Origin of the sequence: Chitinophaga sp. RCC_12 (assembly GCF_041360695.1) — a bacterium.
In the GTDB taxonomy this organism is placed as follows: Bacteria; Bacteroidota; Bacteroidia; order Chitinophagales; family Chitinophagaceae; genus Chitinophaga.
Map to the genome: position 1 here is coordinate 1 of NZ_JBFUPS010000014.1, position 19,017 is coordinate 19,017.

18 protein-coding genes and 1 riboswitch are annotated in these 19,017 nt (G+C 46.8%); of the genes, 13 read left to right on the forward strand and 5 right to left on the reverse strand.

The genetic code is table 11. The features are described 5' to 3' along the window. Positions 1-187: 187 nt before the first annotated feature. From AB6805_RS29555 to AB6805_RS29570, 4 genes are read right to left on the reverse strand one after another with little or no spacing between them, the layout of a single operon-like run. Positions 188-775: an HAD family hydrolase gene (locus AB6805_RS29555; RefSeq protein ID WP_370913041.1), complete on the reverse strand. Its 588-nt coding sequence runs from the start codon at positions 773-775 to the stop codon at positions 188-190. Next, a complete protein-coding gene (locus AB6805_RS29560) occupies positions 772-1,503 on the reverse strand; it encodes an SDR family oxidoreductase (protein WP_370913042.1) in 732 nt (243 codons plus the stop codon). Before AB6805_RS29560 ends, AB6805_RS29555 begins: the two co-directional genes overlap by 4 nt. A 26-nt stretch (positions 1,504-1,529) precedes the next feature. Beyond that, the gene (locus AB6805_RS29565; RefSeq protein ID WP_370913043.1) at positions 1,530-2,861 is read right to left on the reverse strand and encodes an FAD-dependent oxidoreductase; all 1,332 of its coding nucleotides are present in this window, start codon (positions 2,859-2,861) and stop codon (positions 1,530-1,532) included. Next, positions 2,861-3,748, reverse strand: coding sequence for a decaprenyl-phosphate phosphoribosyltransferase (locus AB6805_RS29570; RefSeq protein WP_370913044.1), 888 nt, complete (start codon positions 3,746-3,748; stop codon positions 2,861-2,863). The genes AB6805_RS29565 and AB6805_RS29570 overlap by 1 nt, the downstream gene beginning before the upstream one ends. Positions 3,749-3,861: 113 nt before the next feature. Here AB6805_RS29570 and AB6805_RS29575 point away from each other — a divergent pair, with 113 nt between their 5' ends. From AB6805_RS29575 to AB6805_RS29590, 4 genes are all read left to right on the forward strand, one after another. Further along, on the forward strand, positions 3,862-5,493 hold the full coding sequence (locus AB6805_RS29575; protein WP_370913045.1) for a hypothetical protein: 1,632 nt from the start codon (positions 3,862-3,864) through the stop codon (positions 5,491-5,493). Positions 5,494-5,858: 365 nt separating this feature from the next. Beyond that, the gene (locus AB6805_RS29580) at positions 5,859-6,473 is read left to right on the forward strand and encodes a CGNR zinc finger domain-containing protein (RefSeq protein ID WP_370913046.1); all 615 of its coding nucleotides are present in this window, start codon (positions 5,859-5,861) and stop codon (positions 6,471-6,473) included. Then, the gene (locus AB6805_RS29585) at positions 6,470-7,375 is read left to right on the forward strand and encodes an EamA family transporter (RefSeq protein WP_370913047.1); all 906 of its coding nucleotides are present in this window, start codon (positions 6,470-6,472) and stop codon (positions 7,373-7,375) included. The genes AB6805_RS29580 and AB6805_RS29585 overlap by 4 nt, the downstream gene beginning before the upstream one ends. Positions 7,376-7,611: 236 nt before the next feature. Beyond that, a complete protein-coding gene (locus AB6805_RS29590; protein WP_370913048.1) occupies positions 7,612-9,798 on the forward strand; it encodes a bifunctional alpha,alpha-trehalose-phosphate synthase (UDP-forming)/trehalose-phosphatase in 2,187 nt (728 codons plus the stop codon). Between the two features lie 54 nt (positions 9,799-9,852). On the opposite strand, the gene AB6805_RS29595 is transcribed toward AB6805_RS29590, so the two are convergent. Next, the gene (locus AB6805_RS29595) at positions 9,853-11,736 is read right to left on the reverse strand and encodes a glycoside hydrolase family 15 protein (RefSeq protein ID WP_370913049.1); all 1,884 of its coding nucleotides are present in this window, start codon (positions 11,734-11,736) and stop codon (positions 9,853-9,855) included. Between the two features lie 61 nt (positions 11,737-11,797). Between AB6805_RS29595 and glk the strand changes: the two genes are divergently transcribed. The 9 genes from glk to AB6805_RS29640 all read left to right on the forward strand — a co-directional run bounded on the left by glk (position 11,798) and on the right by AB6805_RS29640 (position 18,955). Continuing rightward, positions 11,798-12,853 carry a glucokinase gene (gene glk, locus AB6805_RS29600; protein ID WP_370913050.1) on the forward strand — a complete coding sequence of 352 codons (1,056 nt, stop codon included), beginning with the start codon at positions 11,798-11,800 and terminating at the stop codon, positions 12,851-12,853. Positions 12,854-12,869: 16 nt separating this feature from the next. Beyond that, positions 12,870-12,941: riboswitch (Fluoride riboswitch) on the forward strand. 45 nt (positions 12,942-12,986) lie between these two features. Next, positions 12,987-14,264, forward strand: a complete 1,278-nt coding sequence (locus tag AB6805_RS29605) for a voltage-gated chloride channel family protein (RefSeq protein WP_370913051.1) — start codon at positions 12,987-12,989, stop codon at positions 14,262-14,264. Positions 14,265-14,314: 50 nt separating this feature from the next. Continuing rightward, positions 14,315-14,752: a VOC family protein gene (locus AB6805_RS29610; protein WP_370913052.1), complete on the forward strand. Its 438-nt coding sequence runs from the start codon at positions 14,315-14,317 to the stop codon at positions 14,750-14,752. 84 nt (positions 14,753-14,836) lie between these two features. Further along, complete coding sequence (locus AB6805_RS29615) at positions 14,837-15,343, forward strand: RidA family protein (RefSeq protein ID WP_370913053.1); 507 nt, start codon at positions 14,837-14,839, stop codon at positions 15,341-15,343. Positions 15,344-15,809: 466 nt separating this feature from the next. Continuing rightward, entirely contained in the window at positions 15,810-16,361 is a 552-nt protein-coding gene (locus AB6805_RS29620) for a hypothetical protein (protein WP_370913054.1), read from the forward strand. A 72-nt stretch (positions 16,362-16,433) separates the two neighbouring features. Continuing rightward, the gene (locus tag AB6805_RS29625) at positions 16,434-17,540 is read left to right on the forward strand and encodes a hypothetical protein (protein ID WP_370913055.1); all 1,107 of its coding nucleotides are present in this window, start codon (positions 16,434-16,436) and stop codon (positions 17,538-17,540) included. Between the two features lie 17 nt (positions 17,541-17,557). Further along, the gene (locus tag AB6805_RS29630; RefSeq protein ID WP_370913056.1) at positions 17,558-17,758 is read left to right on the forward strand and encodes a hypothetical protein; all 201 of its coding nucleotides are present in this window, start codon (positions 17,558-17,560) and stop codon (positions 17,756-17,758) included. Between the two features lie 62 nt (positions 17,759-17,820). Next, positions 17,821-18,531 (forward strand): hypothetical protein, encoded by a 711-nt coding sequence (locus AB6805_RS29635; protein WP_370913057.1) that lies wholly within the window; start codon positions 17,821-17,823, stop codon positions 18,529-18,531. 1 nt (position 18,532) lies between these two features. Further along, the gene (locus AB6805_RS29640) at positions 18,533-18,955 is read left to right on the forward strand and encodes a hypothetical protein (RefSeq protein ID WP_370913058.1); all 423 of its coding nucleotides are present in this window, start codon (positions 18,533-18,535) and stop codon (positions 18,953-18,955) included. Positions 18,956-19,017: the final 62 nt, after the last annotated feature.

Sequence of the window (19,017 nt, forward strand, 5' to 3'; positions counted from 1 at the left end):
TTAAATGGCTTGAGTCCAATACAATATCGAACTCAAGCCGCCTAATCAAAAAAGTCTAAACTTTGGGGAGCAGTACAAATATCCGCTTATATCTCCCCAAATCATTTAAAATCAAAAAGTGATCAAATCAGCGTAATCAGTGAAATAAGTTTAATCCTGAGTAAGACAACCTACGCTACAATCGCCATTATCTGAAGGGTTTAAACGAAACGTGTTGCGCCAACGCCAGCATCGGCCGGTCGCCTTCACTATCGCCGTAGGCGTATATTTCGCGGAAGTTTTCCAGGCGGTAGGCTTCGCGGATGCGGTTCACCTTTTCTTCGCCATTGCAGTTGATACCCTGTATTTTACCGGTGATGACTTTATTTTTTACTTCGAGACGCGTAGCCAGGCAAATGATGTTTTCTCTCCGGCACCACGGCGCTACCCAGTCCTGTGCGGAAGCGGATACTACTACCACATGATGACCCTGTTGCTGGTGATTTCGTATAGCCGCCAGCGCTTGCGGGCGAATTAAAGCCGGCAGCTTTTCCCGGCAGAAGCTTTCACAGCCTGCAGAAAAATCGTGGGCAGACATCTCCCCAAAAAAATATTCCAGCACTTGTTCTTTCATCTGCTGCGCCGGCATCATTTTTAATTTGAAGCGCAGCAGTGGCGGCAGCAATTGAATGACGCCGGCATACATGGCGGCGCGGCCCCTGTGATGGCGGATAATTTCCCATAGGGTGTCCCTGGTAGTAATGGTACCGTCAAAGTCGAAAAAAGCGATGGTCACAGGGAGAGTTTTTTGAAAATACCTTCCGGTATTAATTTGATAATGAGCATAATGTATCGCCAATGCCACTTTACATACAGCACATTCTTTTTGCGGTTCACTGCTTTGAAAACAGCGGTAGCTACTGCTTCCGGTTGAGCTGTGAGCAGTGGTGGGAGCGTCAGGTGCTGGGTCATACGGGTGTTCACAAAGCCCGGTTGCACACTCATCACGTGAACGCCACTACGAAAAAGACGGTTCCTTAATCCGCTCAGGTAAGCGGTGAAACCAGCTTTCGCGCTGCCGTAGATATAATTGCTCTGGCGTCCTCTTTCACCGGCTACAGAGCTGATACCCACAATAGTTCCCTGCTTCCTGGCCGCATAGCTTTCGGCTACGATGTTCAATATAGACACGGCGCCGGTATAATTGCTGTTGATAACGGTGGCGGCTTCCTGCCAGTTTTGCTGCGCTTTTTCCTGGTCGCCCAGGTAACCAAAAACGCAGATGGTGATGTCCGGTGGAACAGGGAGGCTGTTATAAAAAGCAGCATGCGATTGGTAGTCGGCAGCATCAAACACATGCGTGGTGGCTTTAACGCCATAACGTACCTGCAGATCCTGTTGTTGAGGAATCAATGCGGCAGTGTTCCTGCCGGCCAGTTGAATATCATATTTTTCAGACGCAAACTTCCGGGCAATGGCAACGGCCATGTCGGAGCCTGCGCCAAGTATTAAAAGGGTAGGCATGAGTGTACTTGGTTAATCAGGGTAAACTATTTTGTCAATAATAAACGCTCCGATTGCAGGGATTCAAAACGCGCGTTGTTGTTATATTGTTTTACAATTTCGGCAAACCTGCCGGCATTAGGATAACTGTTCCAGAAAATTTCCTGCTTCATCCGTGCATCCTTCGACAGGTACAAACGACCGCCGTATTGCAGTACAATTTCATCCAGCTCATCCAGGAATTCAAATAATCCTTTGCGGATGGGGAAGTCCAGCGCCAGGGTATACCCTTCCATCGGGAAGGAAATAAGGCTATCTTGTTTACCAAATACCTTTAGTACTGCGAGGAACGAACCCCAGCCTTTATCGCTGATCCGTTGCAGGATAGCCACCAGGCCATCTTTCTGTTCCAGGGATACTACAAACTGGTATTGTACAAAGCCTGCCTTGCCATACCCGCGGTTCCAGTGAAGGATGGCGTCCAGCGGATAAAAGAAGGGTTCATAAGGGATTACCTTGTGCATCACCTTCTTATAATTCTTCCCGTAGTATAACCAGTTAAACGCCTTTACGGTAAAAGTGTTCAGCACAAAGGAGGGAAGGTTGAACGGGAGCGTGAGTTTTCGTTTAGCCGGAAGGGTAAGAGGGGCTTTCTGTTGCTCCGCACTGAGTTCTTCCGGGGTGGCATGTTCGCCCACAATCAGGATACTCCGGCCAAAAGAATCGCCTTTCTGGAGGCAATCGATCCACGCCATAGAGTAGGTGTAGTGTTTATATTCATCAAACAGCCGGATCACTTCTTCCAGGTTTTTCGCCTTCAGTTGTGTCTGGCGTATATAGGCAGTAGCCACTTTTTTAAGGCCGAATTTCACCCGCGTGATCACGCCGGTAAGACCCATGCCGCCACAGGTAGCCCAGAAAAGATCGTCGTGTTGGGTGGCGGAACAGCAAATGGTTTCGCCGTTGGCGGTGAGTACATCCATATCAATGATGTGACCGGAAAAGGCGCCGTCTACATGGTGGTTTTTTCCATGTACATCAGAAGCCACTGCTCCGCCTACGGTAATATATTTAGTGCCGGGGGTTACCGGTAAGAACCATCCTTTCGGAACAATAATATCCAGTATCTGGTCCAGCGTTACGCCTGCCTGTACATCCATGATCCCGTTGGCCGTGTCAAAGGAAAGCATCTTATCGTATTTCAGCATGGATATGCTGTGCTTCCCCAGGGAGGCATCGCCATAACAGCGGCCATTGCCCCGTGCAATCATGTGGGTATTGGCCACCACGTATTTGCGAAGTTCATCTTCCTGGGTAAAAGCATTTTCGTCGCTGTCAACTGCAGGGAAGTTCCCCCAGTTGGCTAACCGTTTTTGCATTATTCAAAAAAAGTTTTATCTGTCGGTAAATAAATTAATACATAAAAACTCAGGACCCACAGGAGGATGGTTAATTGAATAAAACGGTCTTTATATAGGATTTTGGTTGGAGAACCAGTACTGTTCTGTACGTAAGTTATTTGCAAATATCGTAATAATCCGCCAATTACAAACAGGGTGGTGTAATAAAGACGGTAAGTATGGAACCTGGCCTGGGTTTCAGGAGAAATGGTATACATCAGGTAGGCAACGATGATAACCGCAGAAACAAGCGCCAGCATCACGTTCAGGAAATCCATGTTGTAACCCCGCGACGCTTTGCGCATGTCTTTCCCGGAATCGAGTTTGATCAGGATGTCGTCCCGCCGTTTGGCAATGGCCATAAACAGCGACAACAGGAACACCATAATCACCAGCCACTCCGACAACGCCACCTTGGCGGCTACACCGCCGGATTTAACCCGCAGCACAAATCCGGTTGACACAATGATAATGTCAAGAATGGAAATGTTCTTTAAGCCAAGGCAATACAGGATGTTTAGCACAAAGTAAATACTCAGCACAAAAACAAACTTTTCTCCCACCATAATGGCCAGCGCATACCCAGCGAAAACGCAGATAATAAAGAGTGCAATGGCGGCCGACCGGCTGATGGCCCCCGAAGCCAGGGGACGCATACATTTTACCGGATGCAGGCGGTCTGCCTCAATATCGCGGTAGTCGTTCAGTATATAAATACTGCTGGCAATAAAGCTGAAGGCGAAGAATCCCACCAGGACATCAAGCAGTTTATCAGTATTAAAGATTTCACCCGCAAAGAACAGGGGAATAAACAGGAAGGCATTCTTTACCCAGTGTTTGGGTCTCAGCAGCTTTAAAAATTTCACGGAACCTGGAGTTGTTTGGTAGTTAGATGGGGCTAATTTACAATTTATTCAATTACTTTTGCAGCCATTCATATTACTGAATAGTCAGCAATTACAGCGAATCCCAATCTACTATGCCGAAATTTTCACTGAACGGCCGTCGCCCGGCCATTGCCGAAAGCATTATTATTATCGCACTGGCCCTGGTGCCGTTATTTGTAACATTCCCGTACCGCGTTAATATTTTTCTCTCCTGGGAAGGAGCTTACCGGATATCATCCGGGCAAATTCCTTTCAGGGATTTCGGATCACCACTTGGTTACGGCTTCTGGATCTTCCCGGCCATCTTCTTTAAACTATTCGGACCTGAACTCATTTCCCTGGTAAAGGCGCAGGTGCTCCTGAATATCATGGCCGGCTTTGCTTTCCGGTCCATCATGAAAAGTATGGGCGTGCAACCCGGTGTCAGGTTGCTGTCTGTGCTGGTATTTGTGTTGTCCTATTCCTTCTTTAATTTCTGGCCCTGGTATAATCATACGGTGATTGTATTTGAACTGGTGGGACTGAGCTTCCTGTTCCGGTCCTTCTTTTCGGATAGCCGTTTACGTAGTTACCTGTTGATGTCCGGTGCTGCCTTCTTTATTTTCCTGTCTGTTTTCACCAAACAGGATGGCGGTGGAATGGCGTTTATGTTAAGTCTCCTGTTCCTGGCCTATAACAGTTTCCAGACACGCCGCTGGCTGGACCTGCCCATCTTTGCTGGTATGTTTGCGGTGATTGCCGCCATCATGATCCTGCCGCTGATGCCGGGATTCGGATACTGGTTTAACCACGGGCAGCCGCCACACAGCTCCCGCCTGGCCTTCAACGACTTCACAGACGAAATATTCGGCAGCTCCAATTGGATCAAGGCATATGTGGTGCTGGTAGTGCTGTGTATTGTGGCCAAGGTGAAAGCATGGGGCTCTTGGTTGCAGCAGCGCCGCGAGGTACTGTTTGCTTTGCTTACACTGGGTATATTGGGCGAAGCCGCCATTTTCCAGGTAACAAGCTACACCCCGCCGGATAACAATATCTTCTTCCACAGTTTCGCGTTTGCCTTTATCGCTTCTTATTTATTGGATTTACTAAAGATAAATATCAACTCGTTCCGCCCGTTGTTAGGGGCCACCTTCCTGGTGCTTTTCTGGTGGTCTGGTACCTGGTGGAAATACATAGGCCGTTTCACGGACCGCTTATTTCCGGCACAGGAAACCGTGGCAATGGGAACGCCCGGTCATGAGAATGTGGTAAACCGGCATAACTTTATGCTGAATAACGATACCACCGATGTGCCGGTGTCGTCCTGGGTTTTCTCAAATCTCCGTCCGTTCCGCAAAATATACATGCCCGCTTCCACGGTAAAGGGAATGGAAAAGATCATGGCGCTGCCGGTCGTAGCCGAAAAGAGAGGGGATATCAAAGTACTGAACATGTCCGAGCTGACTCCGCTGGCCGCCGCAATGCCTTATAAATTGGAAACCGGTCCCGATTACCCGTTATGGTATCACCTGGGAGTAGGGATGTTCAACAGGCAACTGGCCACCTTTACTCAAAAGGTAAGAGACCATCATTACGACCTGGTAATATATGAGTACGCCCCTAACTTAAACAACTTTTACCCCTTTGCATTGAGGGGAGAACTGAAGCAATATTACCACCAGGTCGACAGCTTCCTTGCACCCAGAAGACCTACTAATGCAATTATTGAAGTATATATTAAATAAATAATGTAACTTATAAGGTCATCCGGCAAAAATACTGCCCGTTATTAATTACCGCATATTAAAATACCATCATTATAAAGTAAAAAGCAGCTTCAGAAGAAGCTGCTTTTTACTTTATAACAAATTGATAATCATTAATATGACACTCTTATGTTAAAGTGTTGTTCCAATCAGGCAAACACCCTCATTTTAGCTCTTTTTTAATTAACCAGTAAAATAACTTTTACCGGTTAATAATAAGATTTATCTTCGCTGTAGCATCCAAAAAAAACAAAAAAAATCAGCGTAATCAGCGTAATCAGTTTAATCCTGGGAAAGACAAAATACGCGCTAATCAGCAATCCTGGGAAAGACAAAATCCGCTCATGGCATCCTCCAAATCCATCACATCACTCCGGCTCGACGGCGGCATCCTGTGTCTCGATTTTGTGAACACGATCGACAACCGCAAGAAAGGAATATCGCACGACTATCTCAACGGCTTCAAAGAGCTGTTGCAATGGTATGGTCACACCCGTGCTTTATCTCCCAAAATTATCCATACCCTGGAACGGCTGGCGAAGGATTATCCGCAGAAGGCAACCATGGTTTTTGAGAAAAGCATTGTTTTAAGGGAGTTGCTGCACCGGTTGTTTATGGCAGGTATTGCCCGGAAGCAACCTGCTGCGGCCGACAGTATGCAGTTCAATACCTATATCGGGGAGGCCTACGGTAATATAGAAATCAGCTGGCAGGCAGGCGTTGGCACTTTGCAGTTCAATGCCCCTGTACTGGAGCAGGTATATTGGTGGCTGGTAAAATCGGCAGTGGAATTGTATACCTCCGGCAAGCCGGCGGAAGTAAAAGAGTGTCCCGCTTGCGGATGGCTTTTCCTGGACAAAAGCCGCAACGGCTCCCGCAAATGGTGCAGTATGAGCACTTGCGGGGATGTAAGTAAAGTAACCCGGAACTATCAGCGTACCAAAAGAAAGAAACCATGAACAAAAAGACAGGCGTATTGTCCTCCAAAATGATCTTTTGCCTGTTGGCAGTATACATCATATGGGGTTCCACTTACCTCGGGATGAAGATAGCGACGAAAGTAGTGCCGCCGTTTTTGTTGTCGTCGATGCGTTTCCTGGTAGCAGGAGGGCTCTTGCTGTTGGTAGGTTGCCTGCGGGAGAAAACCTGGCCCGGGCGCAGGGAGCTTGTCTCTGCCTGTTTTGTAGGCGTGCTGCTTATTGGCATCGGGAACACCACGGTGGCCCTGGCCGTACATCATATGCCTTCCGGCATTGTGGCGCTGATAGTAGCTGCCATGCCCGCCTGGATCATGGGGATGGACTGGGCATTTTTCAGCAAACAACGCCCTTCGGCCATGACTATGCTGGGGATCGTGGTAGGGTTTATTGGTCTGTTCCTGTTGTTTAACCCGTTTGTTCATCACGAAGCACGACAGTTTCCTTTATGGCCGGTAATCGTTATCGTGGCGGGAAATATTGCCTGGGCGGTTGGAACGCTGCTGGTACAGCGGCTCCCGATGCCTACACAAATTACCAGCACCGCTATCCAGATGCTGGCCGGCGGCGTATTTTCCCTGCTGATGAGCTTTGTGCTGGAACCCGGCGGACTTGCTACCCTGCCTTTGATGACTGCGGAAGCCTGGCAGGCTTATCTTTATCTGGTATTGATCGGGTCATTGGTGGGATATACTTCTTACAGCTGGCTATCGAAAAATGCGCCGCCGCGGCTAACGGCTACTTATGCTTATATTAATCCTATTGTGGCCCTGTTCCTGGGATGGGCTATCGGTAATGAAGCGATTACTTCGCTGGTAGGCATTGCCGCTACTATCGTCATCTGCGGTGTAGTGCTGATGACCCTGGGCCGTAAGTCAAAATAGGGTAGTAGAGATATTTCTACTTCCTTTTCCCCCTGATAATGTTTATCTTGCATTTTCACACATATACAGGTGTAGCCCTTATCCGCTCCGGATAAACCCTGTTGATGAACCATAGCCATTGTAGCAGCATTGTATTTATTTATATATGTAGGTTCCGCTCTTTTGGGTGCATTTTTTGTTTTGTTGGGTGCTATTCCAATTGAATGTAATTAGATAATAGATTATATAAACTGACTATGCGAAAGACCATTATTGTATCGAACAGGCTGCCAGTAAAGATTTCGGAAACAGAGGGGGATTACTCCCTTCAACCCAGCGAAGGGGGCCTGGCAACAGGCCTGGGCTCCATCTACCGCGAAGGAAATAATATCTGGATAGGCTGGCCGGGACAGGAAATCACAGACCAGAAGGAACAGGAGAAAGTAACAAAAAAGTTGCGCAAGATGAACCTGATGCCGGTATACCTGACACAGGATGAAATCAACAACTTCTACGAAGGCTTTTCTAATGAAACACTGTGGCCGGTTTTCCACTATATGGCTGTTTATGCCCACTATGAACAATCCTATTGGGACGCTTATTACCAGGTTAATAAAAAATTCAGGGATATTATTATGAAAGTAGCTGAACCCGGAGACACCATCTGGATTCATGACTACCAATTGCTGCTGCTGCCCGGAATGATCCGCGCAGAGATGCCGGAGATCTCCATAGGCTTCTTCCAGCACATCCCTTTTCCTTCCTTCGAATTATTCCGCCTTATCCCATGGAGGGCCGAAATCCTGGAAGGGATGCTGGGCGCCGATCTGATGGGGTTTCATACTTTTGATGATACGCGCCACTTCCTGAATGCCGCCAGCCGCATCCTGCCGGTGACCACCACCGCCAACGTAGTGTCTTATAACGACCGCGCCATTGTAGTGGAAACATTTCCAATGGGGATCGATTATAACAAGTATGCAGAAATGGGCAATGACCCCGAAGTACTGCAGCAGGTAAAAAACCTGAAGGAAAACTTTCACAACGACCGGCTTGTGCTTTCCATCGACCGGCTGGACTATAGCAAAGGAATCCTGCAACGGCTCCAGGCTTTTGAACTGCTGCTGCAACTCCATCCTGAATATATCGGCAAGGTGGTGTTGTATATGATTGTGGTGCCTTCCCGCGACCAGGTGCCCCAGTACAAAGAGCTGCGCGATGAAATAGATAAACAGGTAGGAAATATCAATGCCCGTTTCCGTACGCTGGCCTGGCATCCTATCCAGTACTTCTACCGTTCATTTCCGCTGGAAACACTATCAGCCCTCTATAATTTTGCAGATATCTGTCTCGTAACACCTATGCGTGATGGGATGAACCTCGTCAGCAAGGAATATGTAGCCAGCCGTAATAACGACGATGGTGTATTGATTCTGAGCGAAATGGCAGGGGCATCTAAAGAATTAATAGATGCCATCATCGTCAACCCAAATAACATTGGCGCCATTACCCGCGCCATCGTAGACGCGCTGAACATGCCGCTCGCGGAACAGCAACGCCGCATGAAACAAATGCGCACCGTGGTTGCCAAGTTCAATATCAGCCACTGGGTGAAACTATTCATGACGCGCCTGCAGGAAGTAAATGAAATGCAGCAGAACATGCTGGCCCGCCGCGTAAACCAGGAAACAGCAGTGCTCATCCGGCAACAATATTTCAACAGTAAAAAACGGATCATCTTCCTGGATTATGATGGCACATTGGTGGGCTTCCAGCCCAATATAGATATGGCGTCTCCTGATCCTGATCTGTACCAGCTACTGCGGGAACTGGCAGCCATACCCGGCAACGACCTGGTAATGATCAGCGGCAGGAACCACGATACACTGGGAGAGTGGTTCGGTCATCTCAACCTCGATCTCATTGCAGAACATGGCGCCTGGCAAAAAACGAAAGCAGGGGAGTGGTACCAGCTGCCAGGCCTCACAGATAAGTGGAAAAAGGAACTGCTGCCTATCATGGAACTGGCTACCGACCGTACACCCGGTTCCTTTATCGAAGAAAAAAGTTTCTCCCTGGTATGGCATTACCGCAAAGTGGAATCGGGCCTGGGCGAATTACGCGCCAATGAACTGATGAATACCCTGCGCTACTTTACAGTGGAGAAAGGATTGCAGGTATTGCCCGGCGACAAAGTAATAGAGGTAAAGAATATCGAGATAAATAAAGGTAAAGCCGCCCTGAGCTGGCTGAATCATAAAAAGTACGATTTCATTATGGCCATGGGCGATGATGTAACAGATGAAGACATCTTTAAAGCGCTTCCCAATAAAGCCATCACGGTGAAAGTAGGCAGCCAGGTATCTGCTGCACAGTATTACTTACGAAGTTATCATGAAGTACGGCATTTGCTGAGAACATTACGCAACAGGGAAAGCGTGTAAATAATAAAAGGAGGGGAGCACAAACTCCCCTCCTTTATTTTATGTATAATCGAACTATAGAAAAATGGGGGTATCCAGTTTCATGGCAATCCGGTAGGCGGCATTCATCAGTCCCACATGACTGTAAGCCTGCGGGAAATTCCCCCACTGGCTGCCGGTGGCAGATTCCACATCTTCACTGAAAAGCAACAGGTGATTAGAATATTGCAGCAGCTTGGCAAATTCCCGCTGCGCATCTTCCAGCCGGCCAACGCAGGCAAGTGCTTCCACATACCAGAACGCACATACGAGGAAAGTGGTTTTGGGTTTACCAAAATCATCGGAGTGACGGTAACGGTAAAATAATCCTTCCGGTGTTTTCAATTCCTTTTCCAATGCGATGAGATGATCGCGTGCCCGTTCAGAGGCAGGATCCAGGTAATTCATCATGATCAGCTGAAGGGTGCTGGCATCGAGGTGCTGGCTTCCGGCAGCGTTGGTATATACTTTTCTTACCGGGTCGTAGCAGCTTTCAATATGGGCGGCAGCGCGGTTTTTCAGTTCAATGGCCTTATCCAGCAGGGATTGATTACCAATGGTGCGAGCCATTTTTTCAGCGGCTGCGCAGCCGGCCCACTGGAACAGGTTCGTGTAGCAGTGAACGTTAGCCATATTCCTGAACTCCCAGATACCTGCATCTTTCTCATCAATCGTTTTTTCTATCTTCTTCAGCAGCAGCTCAATCCACCGGTCAGAATCCTTTCTTTCTGAAAAAATAAAACGGTGGTCAGTATATAATGGAAGCATGGAAATAAGCACCTGTCCATATATATCATTCTGGATGTGCTCAAAGGCCTGGTTGCCGATGCGTACCGGTTTATTTCCCATGTAACCATCGAGGTGTGGCAGGATGGTTTCCGACAGGGTTTTTTGCCCTGTAATGCCATACAGTGGCTGATAGCGGAAATCACCGGAGAAAGAGATATCGGTGATGTAACCGAAGTATCTTTCCATTTCTTCAAAATGACCAATGTGGTTCAGGGCAGTGATAATATAATAGGTATCACGCATCCAGCAATAGCGATAGTCCCAGTTACGCCCACTTTCAGGAAACTCGGGTAAGCTGGTGGTGCTGGCTGCGATGATGGCGCCGGTATCTTCATACTGGTGTATTTTCAGCGCTAAAGCAGAGCGGATCACATAAGGCTGGAAGTAATTGGCAATGGAAGAATGCTTGATCCATGTTCTCCAGTAGGAAATAGTTTCCCGGAGAAACCGTTCCGCGGTACTAGCCAGTGGCGCTTCGAGCGGATGGCCGTAAGTGAGAATCAGGTACCGCGTATCATTGAGTACAAAAAACTCATCATCGATAAGGTAACTGACAGCAATGTTGGTAGTGAGACGGATGTTTTCTTCGCAGCCTGTAAATTCAATATGACTGCTGCCTCTCATAGGGCGCAACTTCGACGCGCCATAGTCGCAGGTAGGCTCACAGGTTACCCGGATCCGGGGCGAGCCTTCCAGTGGTTCCACTTTCCGGATCAGCATGAGCGGCTTAAAAAAACGTTCATACTGAAGGAAGCGGGGCGCAAAGTCGGTAACGCGGTAGCTGCCTTCTGTAGTGGTAATTTCAGTACACAGCACATTCGTGTTTTCCAGGTAATACTGATGGGAAGAAAAATCTGCCTCCGGTAAAATAGAGAAGCAGCCACCTTTCTTCGTATCTAGCAGTCCGCCGAAAACAAAGGAGCTGTCCATGCGGGGCCAGCAAAGCCAATCGATGTTTGTATCCTTATTTACATGCGCCAGAAATGCACAGTTGCCAATAAGTCCTGTCTGATAGGTGTGTCTTTCCATATGGGCCTTACGTTTGGTTTGAATTACATTTTTCTCCCGGAATTGTTCATCCCCCTGGAACAAAAGCTGTTCCAATAATATATCCGGGACAATTATTAACAAAACATATTCCTGTTGTATTCTTGGTGGAAACCCTTATTTTTAAGTATAAAGTTCCACAAAGATGCAAACATTGAAAAAGCAGCAATACCTTCCTCATTTTATAGCGCCGGTAAGCAGTGGGGATACCAAGACCTATCTGCTGGCGGGCGACCTGGGAGGCACCAAAACCAACCTGGCCTTGTTCAGCAGCGTGAATGGAGAACTGGAGCTGATCCGGCAGGAAAAATATGCTTCGCGTGATTATCAGAATTTTTCAGAGATAATTAAGCACTTTCTCAGTGGATGCAGCGATACCCCGCCGCAGCGTATATGCATTGGCGTAGCCGGGCCTGTGGTGAAGGGAAAAGTGGAACTGACCAACCTGAGCCGGGAACTGAGTGAAGAAGAGATCCGGCAGAGCACGGGTGTGCATACGGTGGCGCTGATCAACGACCTGGAGGCTACCGCCTACGGGTTAGCCACACTGGCGCCGCAGCAGCTTACCACCCTGCACAGGGGCGCATCGGAGCATAATGGGAACATGGCCATTATAGCGCCAGGAACGGGGCTTGGTATGGCAGGATTGTATTGGGATGGCCAATATCATCACCCGTTTCCCACAGAAGGTGGCCACACCGATTTTGCACCCAGAACAGACCTCGATATTTTATTGCTCAGGTATCTCCAGGAAAAATATGATGTGGTGAGTTGGGAGCGTCTTATCAGCGGCCCGGGTATAACCGATATCTATGAGTTCCTGCGGGATATAAAAGGCATGGAAGAACCCGCCGAATTGCGGGCAGTGATGGACGCCGGCGATGCGGCGGCTGAAATCAGCAAAGCCGCTGCAGCAGGACGGATTCCCGTTTGTATTAAAACGATGGAGCTGTTTGTCCGCTACCTTGCCAGGGAATCATGCAACCTGGTGTTGAAGATGAAGGCCACGGGCGGCCTGTTCCTGGGCGGGGGAATTCCGCCAAAGATAGCGGCGCTACTGGAAACAGGTGAGTTTTATCATCATTATATGCAGGGCGACCGCATGGCTGAATTGCTGGCCCGTGTACCGATTCATATTGTGAACAACGATAAATCCGCCTTGTGGGGCGCGGCATTTTATGCCGGATTATTAAAAGAATAAACTTATTTTTGGGAGATAGATAACAGGAAATGGTGTCTTCCTGACCCAAACCGTCAGCCCAGGGCTGTCTGATGGCGCCTACAAATATTATAATGGTAGCAAAGCTGCCATATAATACTGCTATTTGTAGGATATGAAACAAACGAAATCTTTGCTGGAACAATTGTCCGTGGCTAACCAACTGCTGCGCTGGACCGTATTGGTAACACCTGTTGCCATTATAGTCGGATCTTTAGTCGCCCTGTTTCTCTGGCTGCTGGATGTAGTCACCGATCTCCGTATGGAGCATGAGTGGCTGATTTTTGGTCTTCCGCTGGCGGGTATACTGATCTACTGGCTCTATCGTATCGGTGGAAATGACGCTGAGAAAGGCAACAACCTGATCATGGAGGAGATCCACCAACCTGGTGGCGGTGTGCCTGCACGTATGGCGCCGCTGGTATTGGTCACCACGATTATCACTCACTTATTCGGCGGCTCTGCCGGGCGGGAAGGAACAGCGGTGCAAATTGGCGGTAGTATGGCCGGCCTGATAGGTAAAAAGCTGGGGCTATCGGCGCCGGATATACGAATTTTACTGATGGCCGGGATTGCGGCTGGATTTGGAGCGGTGTTTGGCACGCCACTTACGGGCGCCGTGTTTGCGCTGGAAGTACTGGCCATTGGCGTAATGCGTTACGAGGCATTGATACCCTGCCTGATTGCTGCCGTTTTCGCGGATATTGTATGCTCCTCGTGGGGTATTAAACATACCCATTACCATATATTGTATAAGACTGATCCCTTTGTGAACTGGCTGCCTTTTGTTCACCAGGACCTCTGGTTACTTGCGAAAGTGATCGCAGGCGGTGTGTGTTTTGGTTTGAGCAGCCTTTTATTCTCCAAACTTATTCATAACATTAAGCATAACGCCAAAGCCTATATTAAAGTACCCTGGATGATTCCTGTGGCAGGCGGCGTAGTAATCATATTACTGAGTTACGTGGCAGGAACTACCGACTACCTGGGACTGGGCGTTCATGGAAAATCTATCAGTATACTGGCTGCATTCGATCCCGGAAGTGGGATTAACGACTGGAGTTGGCTCTGGAAGCTGGTTTTCACGGCCATTACCCTGGGAATGGGTTTCAAAGGGGGAGAGGTGACTCCCCTGTTTTTTATAGGCGCTACCCTGGGTCATACGCTGGCGCTCCTGTTCAACGCACCGGTAGACCTGTTTGCAGGCTTAGGCTTTATTGCCGTTTTCGCAGGCGCCACCAATACACCCATTGCCTGTACCTTAATGGGCGCAGAATTATTTGGCACCGACCACATTTTATACTTTGCAGTGGCTTGTTTTACGGCCTATTATTTCAGTGGGCACACGGGTATTTATGGCGCCCAGCGACTGGAAGTAAAAAAGTTGCGCTAACAATTTTGTCAGTACCATCTTTTTACGTCAGCAGCTTTTAAATTTGCTGAATGACGAATATAACAGGCATGCACCATGTCGCCATCCAGGCGAAAGACTACAAGGCTACAATTAAATTTTATGAGTCGCTCGGACTTAGTTTGTTTCACAGCTGGACCTTGCCGGAGTTCAATATTGAATACGGCGCGCTGCTGCGCATTCCCGGAACATCTTCCTTTGTAGAAATATTTGACAAAGGAGCGAATATCCCCACCCAGGGTCGTCGCGGCGTCAACGGAGAAACACCGGTAGCCGGCGCCTTACTTCATTTCGCGTTTACCGTGAAAGACGCCACAGCAGCTTATGACGCAGCTATTGCCGCCGGAGCTACGAGCTGTGTGCCGCCATCGGTGCTTGTTTTGGGCGAGCCACCTATGACGGTGTATAATTCCCTCGTGTATGGATTGGATGGTGAAGTAATTGAGTTTATTGAAACACTTCCGGGCTGATACTGTTATGCTTTAGATACATAGATCTGTACCTGTTTTGGCGCGGCTATTTCCGTTTATTTTGCGGAGTATAAAATGAAAAGCATGCGTAGATTTCCCCTCAGGAATATTCTGATAGCTGCTGTAGCATTGGCTTTAACAGGCACCTTATTTATTATCTTCAAAAGTATTGACATGGAAAAAGAAACAAAAACGCCGTTGTTCATTAATCCTCCCAGGCTATATGATCCGGCTCCCAATGCGTATTCACATATCGCGGTAGTGCCGGCGGGAAATACTTTGGTTTTTATTGCCGGTCAGGGCGGCGAAACCACTGATGGCAGCCTCGTAAATGATTTTAAAACACAATTAAAGCAGACGTTCAGCAACCTGGATACGGCGCTTAAATCGCAAGGCTTGAAGTTCAGTGATGTTGTGAAACTAACCACGCTGATTGTGGATCACAATGAAGAGAAACTCAAGATCCTCACGGAAGAATCCCTGCATATCTGGCCCGACAAAAAGTTCCCCGTAAATACGCTGATTCCGGTTCCGCGGCTTGCACTGGATAGTATGTTGGTGGAGATAGATGCGACTGCGGTAAAAAGATAATGCTGTAATCGATAACGCGTAGCTGCTTCAGAATAAAACCGTTTGAATGGGAGTGAACTGATCACTCATTTATTCAAGCGGCTTTTTTGTGCGCGACAGTACCGCCTGTAATTGCGAAATCCCATCAGATATGCAGATATGATTTTTATATGCGATTCTCAGCAGGTTCATTTTTAGTGAATTACCCCTTAAAAGTTGCCTAATAACCAGGGTAACTAGAAGCTTTCTTTTTAACCTTTAAGGAATTCAAATATATCCTATAATACGTCTTATGATTGGTAGATATGGAAAATGTTGTAATATGTTTTTAATTTTTCGCAAAAGGCATTCAGTTTGACAACTTTAGTAAGTGCTAATTGTGAAGATATTTAACAGAACATATATATAACTGATGATAAAATAGTATGGAATACGGAATTTTTCACGTCATTACAAAAAATGATGTACGTATAAATTCCTATTGACTATGAAAAGTGATGTATTTAGGCACTTAATCCCGAATGAAAGTAGTTACCCGTCTGTCTGCGTTAACTGTGGTAACAATCCCAAAAGAAAGGCTCTACAGAGAGAAACAGGAGATTACATTTTTACTCCTTATCGTGAAATTCCACGGCACCTATTACAGGTTACTAAATTGTATCCCTGGTTGAATCTGGACAATTTCAATGAGGAAGAACTAGACCGGATGCACAGGATTATTTTAATGCGCCCTGCAAAGGGAGATTTAAACCGCCGTACTTTCCTGCGCTTCCTGAAGTATCACAGCGTTTACGGCACCAGTCCGTATGGTACAAGTCGAATTTTTTTAGGAGACGGTATAGCCAAAGACCCACACAAAAAGGATAGCGCGGACGTTCCGCCTACCAGTATTCGGTTTCTTGATGACGGTTATGTACTAATTGCGCCCGCAGGTAAGCGGTATACGCTAAGTGTACGCTTTGTGGAATCACGGGTATTTTATCGAAAATTAGCGGCTTATATAGCCCTTCCTCATCTGGACGTAACAGACCGCCTTTGACAACTCCCGTAAAGTAAAACGGGAGTAACTCTGCCAACAACTACGGGCTAACGCTTAAAACGCGTTCGTCTTATGAATTATGTTCACGCTATTGATTGGTTACAAATCCACGTCAAATGTCCTGTTACCATACAGGCAAAGGATAATTTTACATACCATACCGAAAAAACCGATTATCAAACAAGACAATTCCGGGAGGTGTACGAAATTAGCGTACTAATGCCCTCCGGTGCCTATGAACGGTGTGCGGTACTTGCTTGCAAGCCGCACGCCGCCTTCCTGGGCGGTGATATGGGACTGCTCAAAATCGAAAACAAATTTTTGTATCAGTCAGAGCTGAAACAGTTTGTAATTGATCTACTGGAACAGTACCATTTTAAATTTCACGCCATCAGTAGGTTAGATTTAGCCCTCGATTTCACCACCTTTAATGGTGGCATGGTACCGGAACAACTAATAAAAAACTTCCTACAAGAAAAGTACCTTAAAAAGCATAAAGCAAAGTTTACTATAGTGGGTGACCATATGGTACGTAATAGTTATGAATATCTGCGTTTTGGGGCTAAAACCAGTGAGATAAACTACTACATGTATAACAAATCTAAAGAGCTGGAAAATAATAAAGATAAGCCGTGGATACGCCAAATGTGGCAACAGGCGGGCTTTAGCCCTGATGCGCAAGTATGGCGTATTGAATTTAGCATGAAAAGTTCGTGCAAGGAATTAATTGATTTTGATTTTGGAGAAGTCGTACCGGTTAAGGCTTTAGCCATCATCGAGAGCGAAAAAAGTTTTATACTTTTTCGCACCCTATTTTTCAAACACTTTTCCTTTGTGGAAAATAACAACGGTACCAGGAAAGACAGGATGGAAGATGTAGACCTGCTAACGCTTGATAAGCCTAACACTGTGGTGTTACGGCTTACTGAAAAGATGGAAAGTTCCCGAATGGATAAAGTAGTAATAAAGCGGATGGAAGCCCATAACCAGTATATAAAGACCATAGATAAAAACTACTTCTTGTACGGGGCTAAAATCCTTATGGAATACCTGATACAGCGTAATTTAATAGAATGGTATCTGCGACACTTCCCCGGTGGCAGTGCTGAACTTTCGGTGCTTGGCAGAAAGGCCGGACTAATCAATGATGAATATCTACAGCAACAACTTTTTGAGTAGGTTATAAATTCGATAGTATGACGCCCATTAGAATTAATGTATTGACACATAAGGATTACCGGGTAATTTTTGGGGTTTCTGAAAAGACCGCTAAAACCTGGATTTCCCAGGATCGTAAAAAGCTAGGAATTAAGCGCATTACAGACCATCATTTAAAAACACTTTACGGAATATCGTTAGAGCCTGAAAGGGGCGAATTAGGGGTTAAAAAGGGCTAATTTGGCCCGTGTTAGTGTCTGCCTGTACGTTGCTTAATGGTTCTTTGTTGAAAATTAAACAAATGAAACTATTAAGCAATTTTACAGGAAGTTCTAAAGATGATATCTACCTGCAAAGTTCCGCCCATGCCGTGGGATTTTGGCTTTCAGATGCGGCCGGTCTTGACTTATCTACTATCAATCTTAAGATTGATTTCTTTTCAAAGAATCGCGGCTCTAAAGAGATTTACCCGCGTATGCCGCTATCTGTGGCGTTTGAGATGAACACTTTTGAAGAGGGCTTTTACCTGCATGATGCCAACATTGCAAAGGGTATGATAAAACTTTCTCCGGATGGTTCCCTACACCTGGAAGAGGGGGAGTACATTAAAATCAGCTTTGAAGGTGCAAAGGAAACAAATGTGATGAACATTAGCAGCATTGACGCGCCTATTCTTTCGGCTACTTACAAGGCCATTAGCGCGGTCACCATCACAGGGCAAACCAAAGATTTGAATGTCCAGGATAGTTCTATGTTGCATTTACCGATTTCAAAAATCGATGAAATAGACATTGTTTATCCTTCCAAAACTGTGAAGTATTCCGGTATTGAGCTGGAATACCTGGGACGGGCTATAAATGATCTGGTAAGCGTAAACGTTGCTGGTACTGCGGTTGTGGCAGGATTTGAAAACTATGTAAGCCTTTCATGTTACGATGCCTATAAAGTAGCCATCACTCCTAAGACTTACGACCCGTTTGTAATCTTCACTGAAAAACACAAATCATTCTAGTATGTCATTTCTCGGAAATTTATTTAAACGCAAGCCTGGCGGCACCGTGCTAGGTAACATCTTGCGAAAAACCGGTTCTACCGTGGCGGGGATCATACCTTTTGTGGGTGGTGTCGCTTCTAAAATTGTCGGCCAGGGTGCAATGATGATTTCGCAGGAAGATGCGGACAAGCGCGACTTGTCGGACGCTGATTTTATGGCGAAATATGGCGTGCAAAAGGACGGCCGCCCTATACCGGTATTCAATACAGCAGGGCAAACACTGTTAACCACTGCGGGAGCTGGCGCGGTGGCGGGTGCCAACGCTGCAATTACTGGCCTTGAAGCTCAAAATGATGTATGGAAGTACCTTAAATGGTTGCCAGTAGTCGGTTTAGCATTCCTCATTTACAAAGTATACACTAACAAGAAAAAGCGTAGATAATGCAAAAGATAAAAGAATTTTTCGCCACTACACCAGGTAAGGTTACAGCTGCTCTTGCTGCT

Coding starts and splice junctions, on each gene's coding strand:
- AB6805_RS29560 (WP_370913042.1), bottom strand. CDS start 1,503: ATGCCTACCCTTTTAATACTTGGCGCAGGCTCCGACATGGCCGTTGCC.
- AB6805_RS29565 (WP_370913043.1), bottom strand. CDS start 2,861: ATGCAAAAACGGTTAGCCAACTGGGGGAACTTCCCTGCAGTTGACAGC.
- AB6805_RS29575 (WP_370913045.1), top strand. CDS start 3,862: ATGCCGAAATTTTCACTGAACGGCCGTCGCCCGGCCATTGCCGAAAGC.
- AB6805_RS29580 (WP_370913046.1), top strand. CDS start 5,859: ATGGCATCCTCCAAATCCATCACATCACTCCGGCTCGACGGCGGCATC.
- AB6805_RS29585 (WP_370913047.1), top strand. CDS start 6,470: ATGAACAAAAAGACAGGCGTATTGTCCTCCAAAATGATCTTTTGCCTG.
- AB6805_RS29590 (WP_370913048.1), top strand. CDS start 7,612: ATGCGAAAGACCATTATTGTATCGAACAGGCTGCCAGTAAAGATTTCG.
- glk (WP_370913050.1), top strand. CDS start 11,798: ATGCAAACATTGAAAAAGCAGCAATACCTTCCTCATTTTATAGCGCCG.
- AB6805_RS29605 (WP_370913051.1), top strand. CDS start 12,987: ATGAAACAAACGAAATCTTTGCTGGAACAATTGTCCGTGGCTAACCAA.
- AB6805_RS29610 (WP_370913052.1), top strand. CDS start 14,315: ATGACGAATATAACAGGCATGCACCATGTCGCCATCCAGGCGAAAGAC.
- AB6805_RS29615 (WP_370913053.1), top strand. CDS start 14,837: ATGCGTAGATTTCCCCTCAGGAATATTCTGATAGCTGCTGTAGCATTG.
- AB6805_RS29620 (WP_370913054.1), top strand. CDS start 15,810: ATGAAAAGTGATGTATTTAGGCACTTAATCCCGAATGAAAGTAGTTAC.
- AB6805_RS29625 (WP_370913055.1), top strand. CDS start 16,434: ATGAATTATGTTCACGCTATTGATTGGTTACAAATCCACGTCAAATGT.
- AB6805_RS29630 (WP_370913056.1), top strand. CDS start 17,558: ATGACGCCCATTAGAATTAATGTATTGACACATAAGGATTACCGGGTA.
- AB6805_RS29635 (WP_370913057.1), top strand. CDS start 17,821: ATGAAACTATTAAGCAATTTTACAGGAAGTTCTAAAGATGATATCTAC.
- AB6805_RS29640 (WP_370913058.1), top strand. CDS start 18,533: ATGTCATTTCTCGGAAATTTATTTAAACGCAAGCCTGGCGGCACCGTG.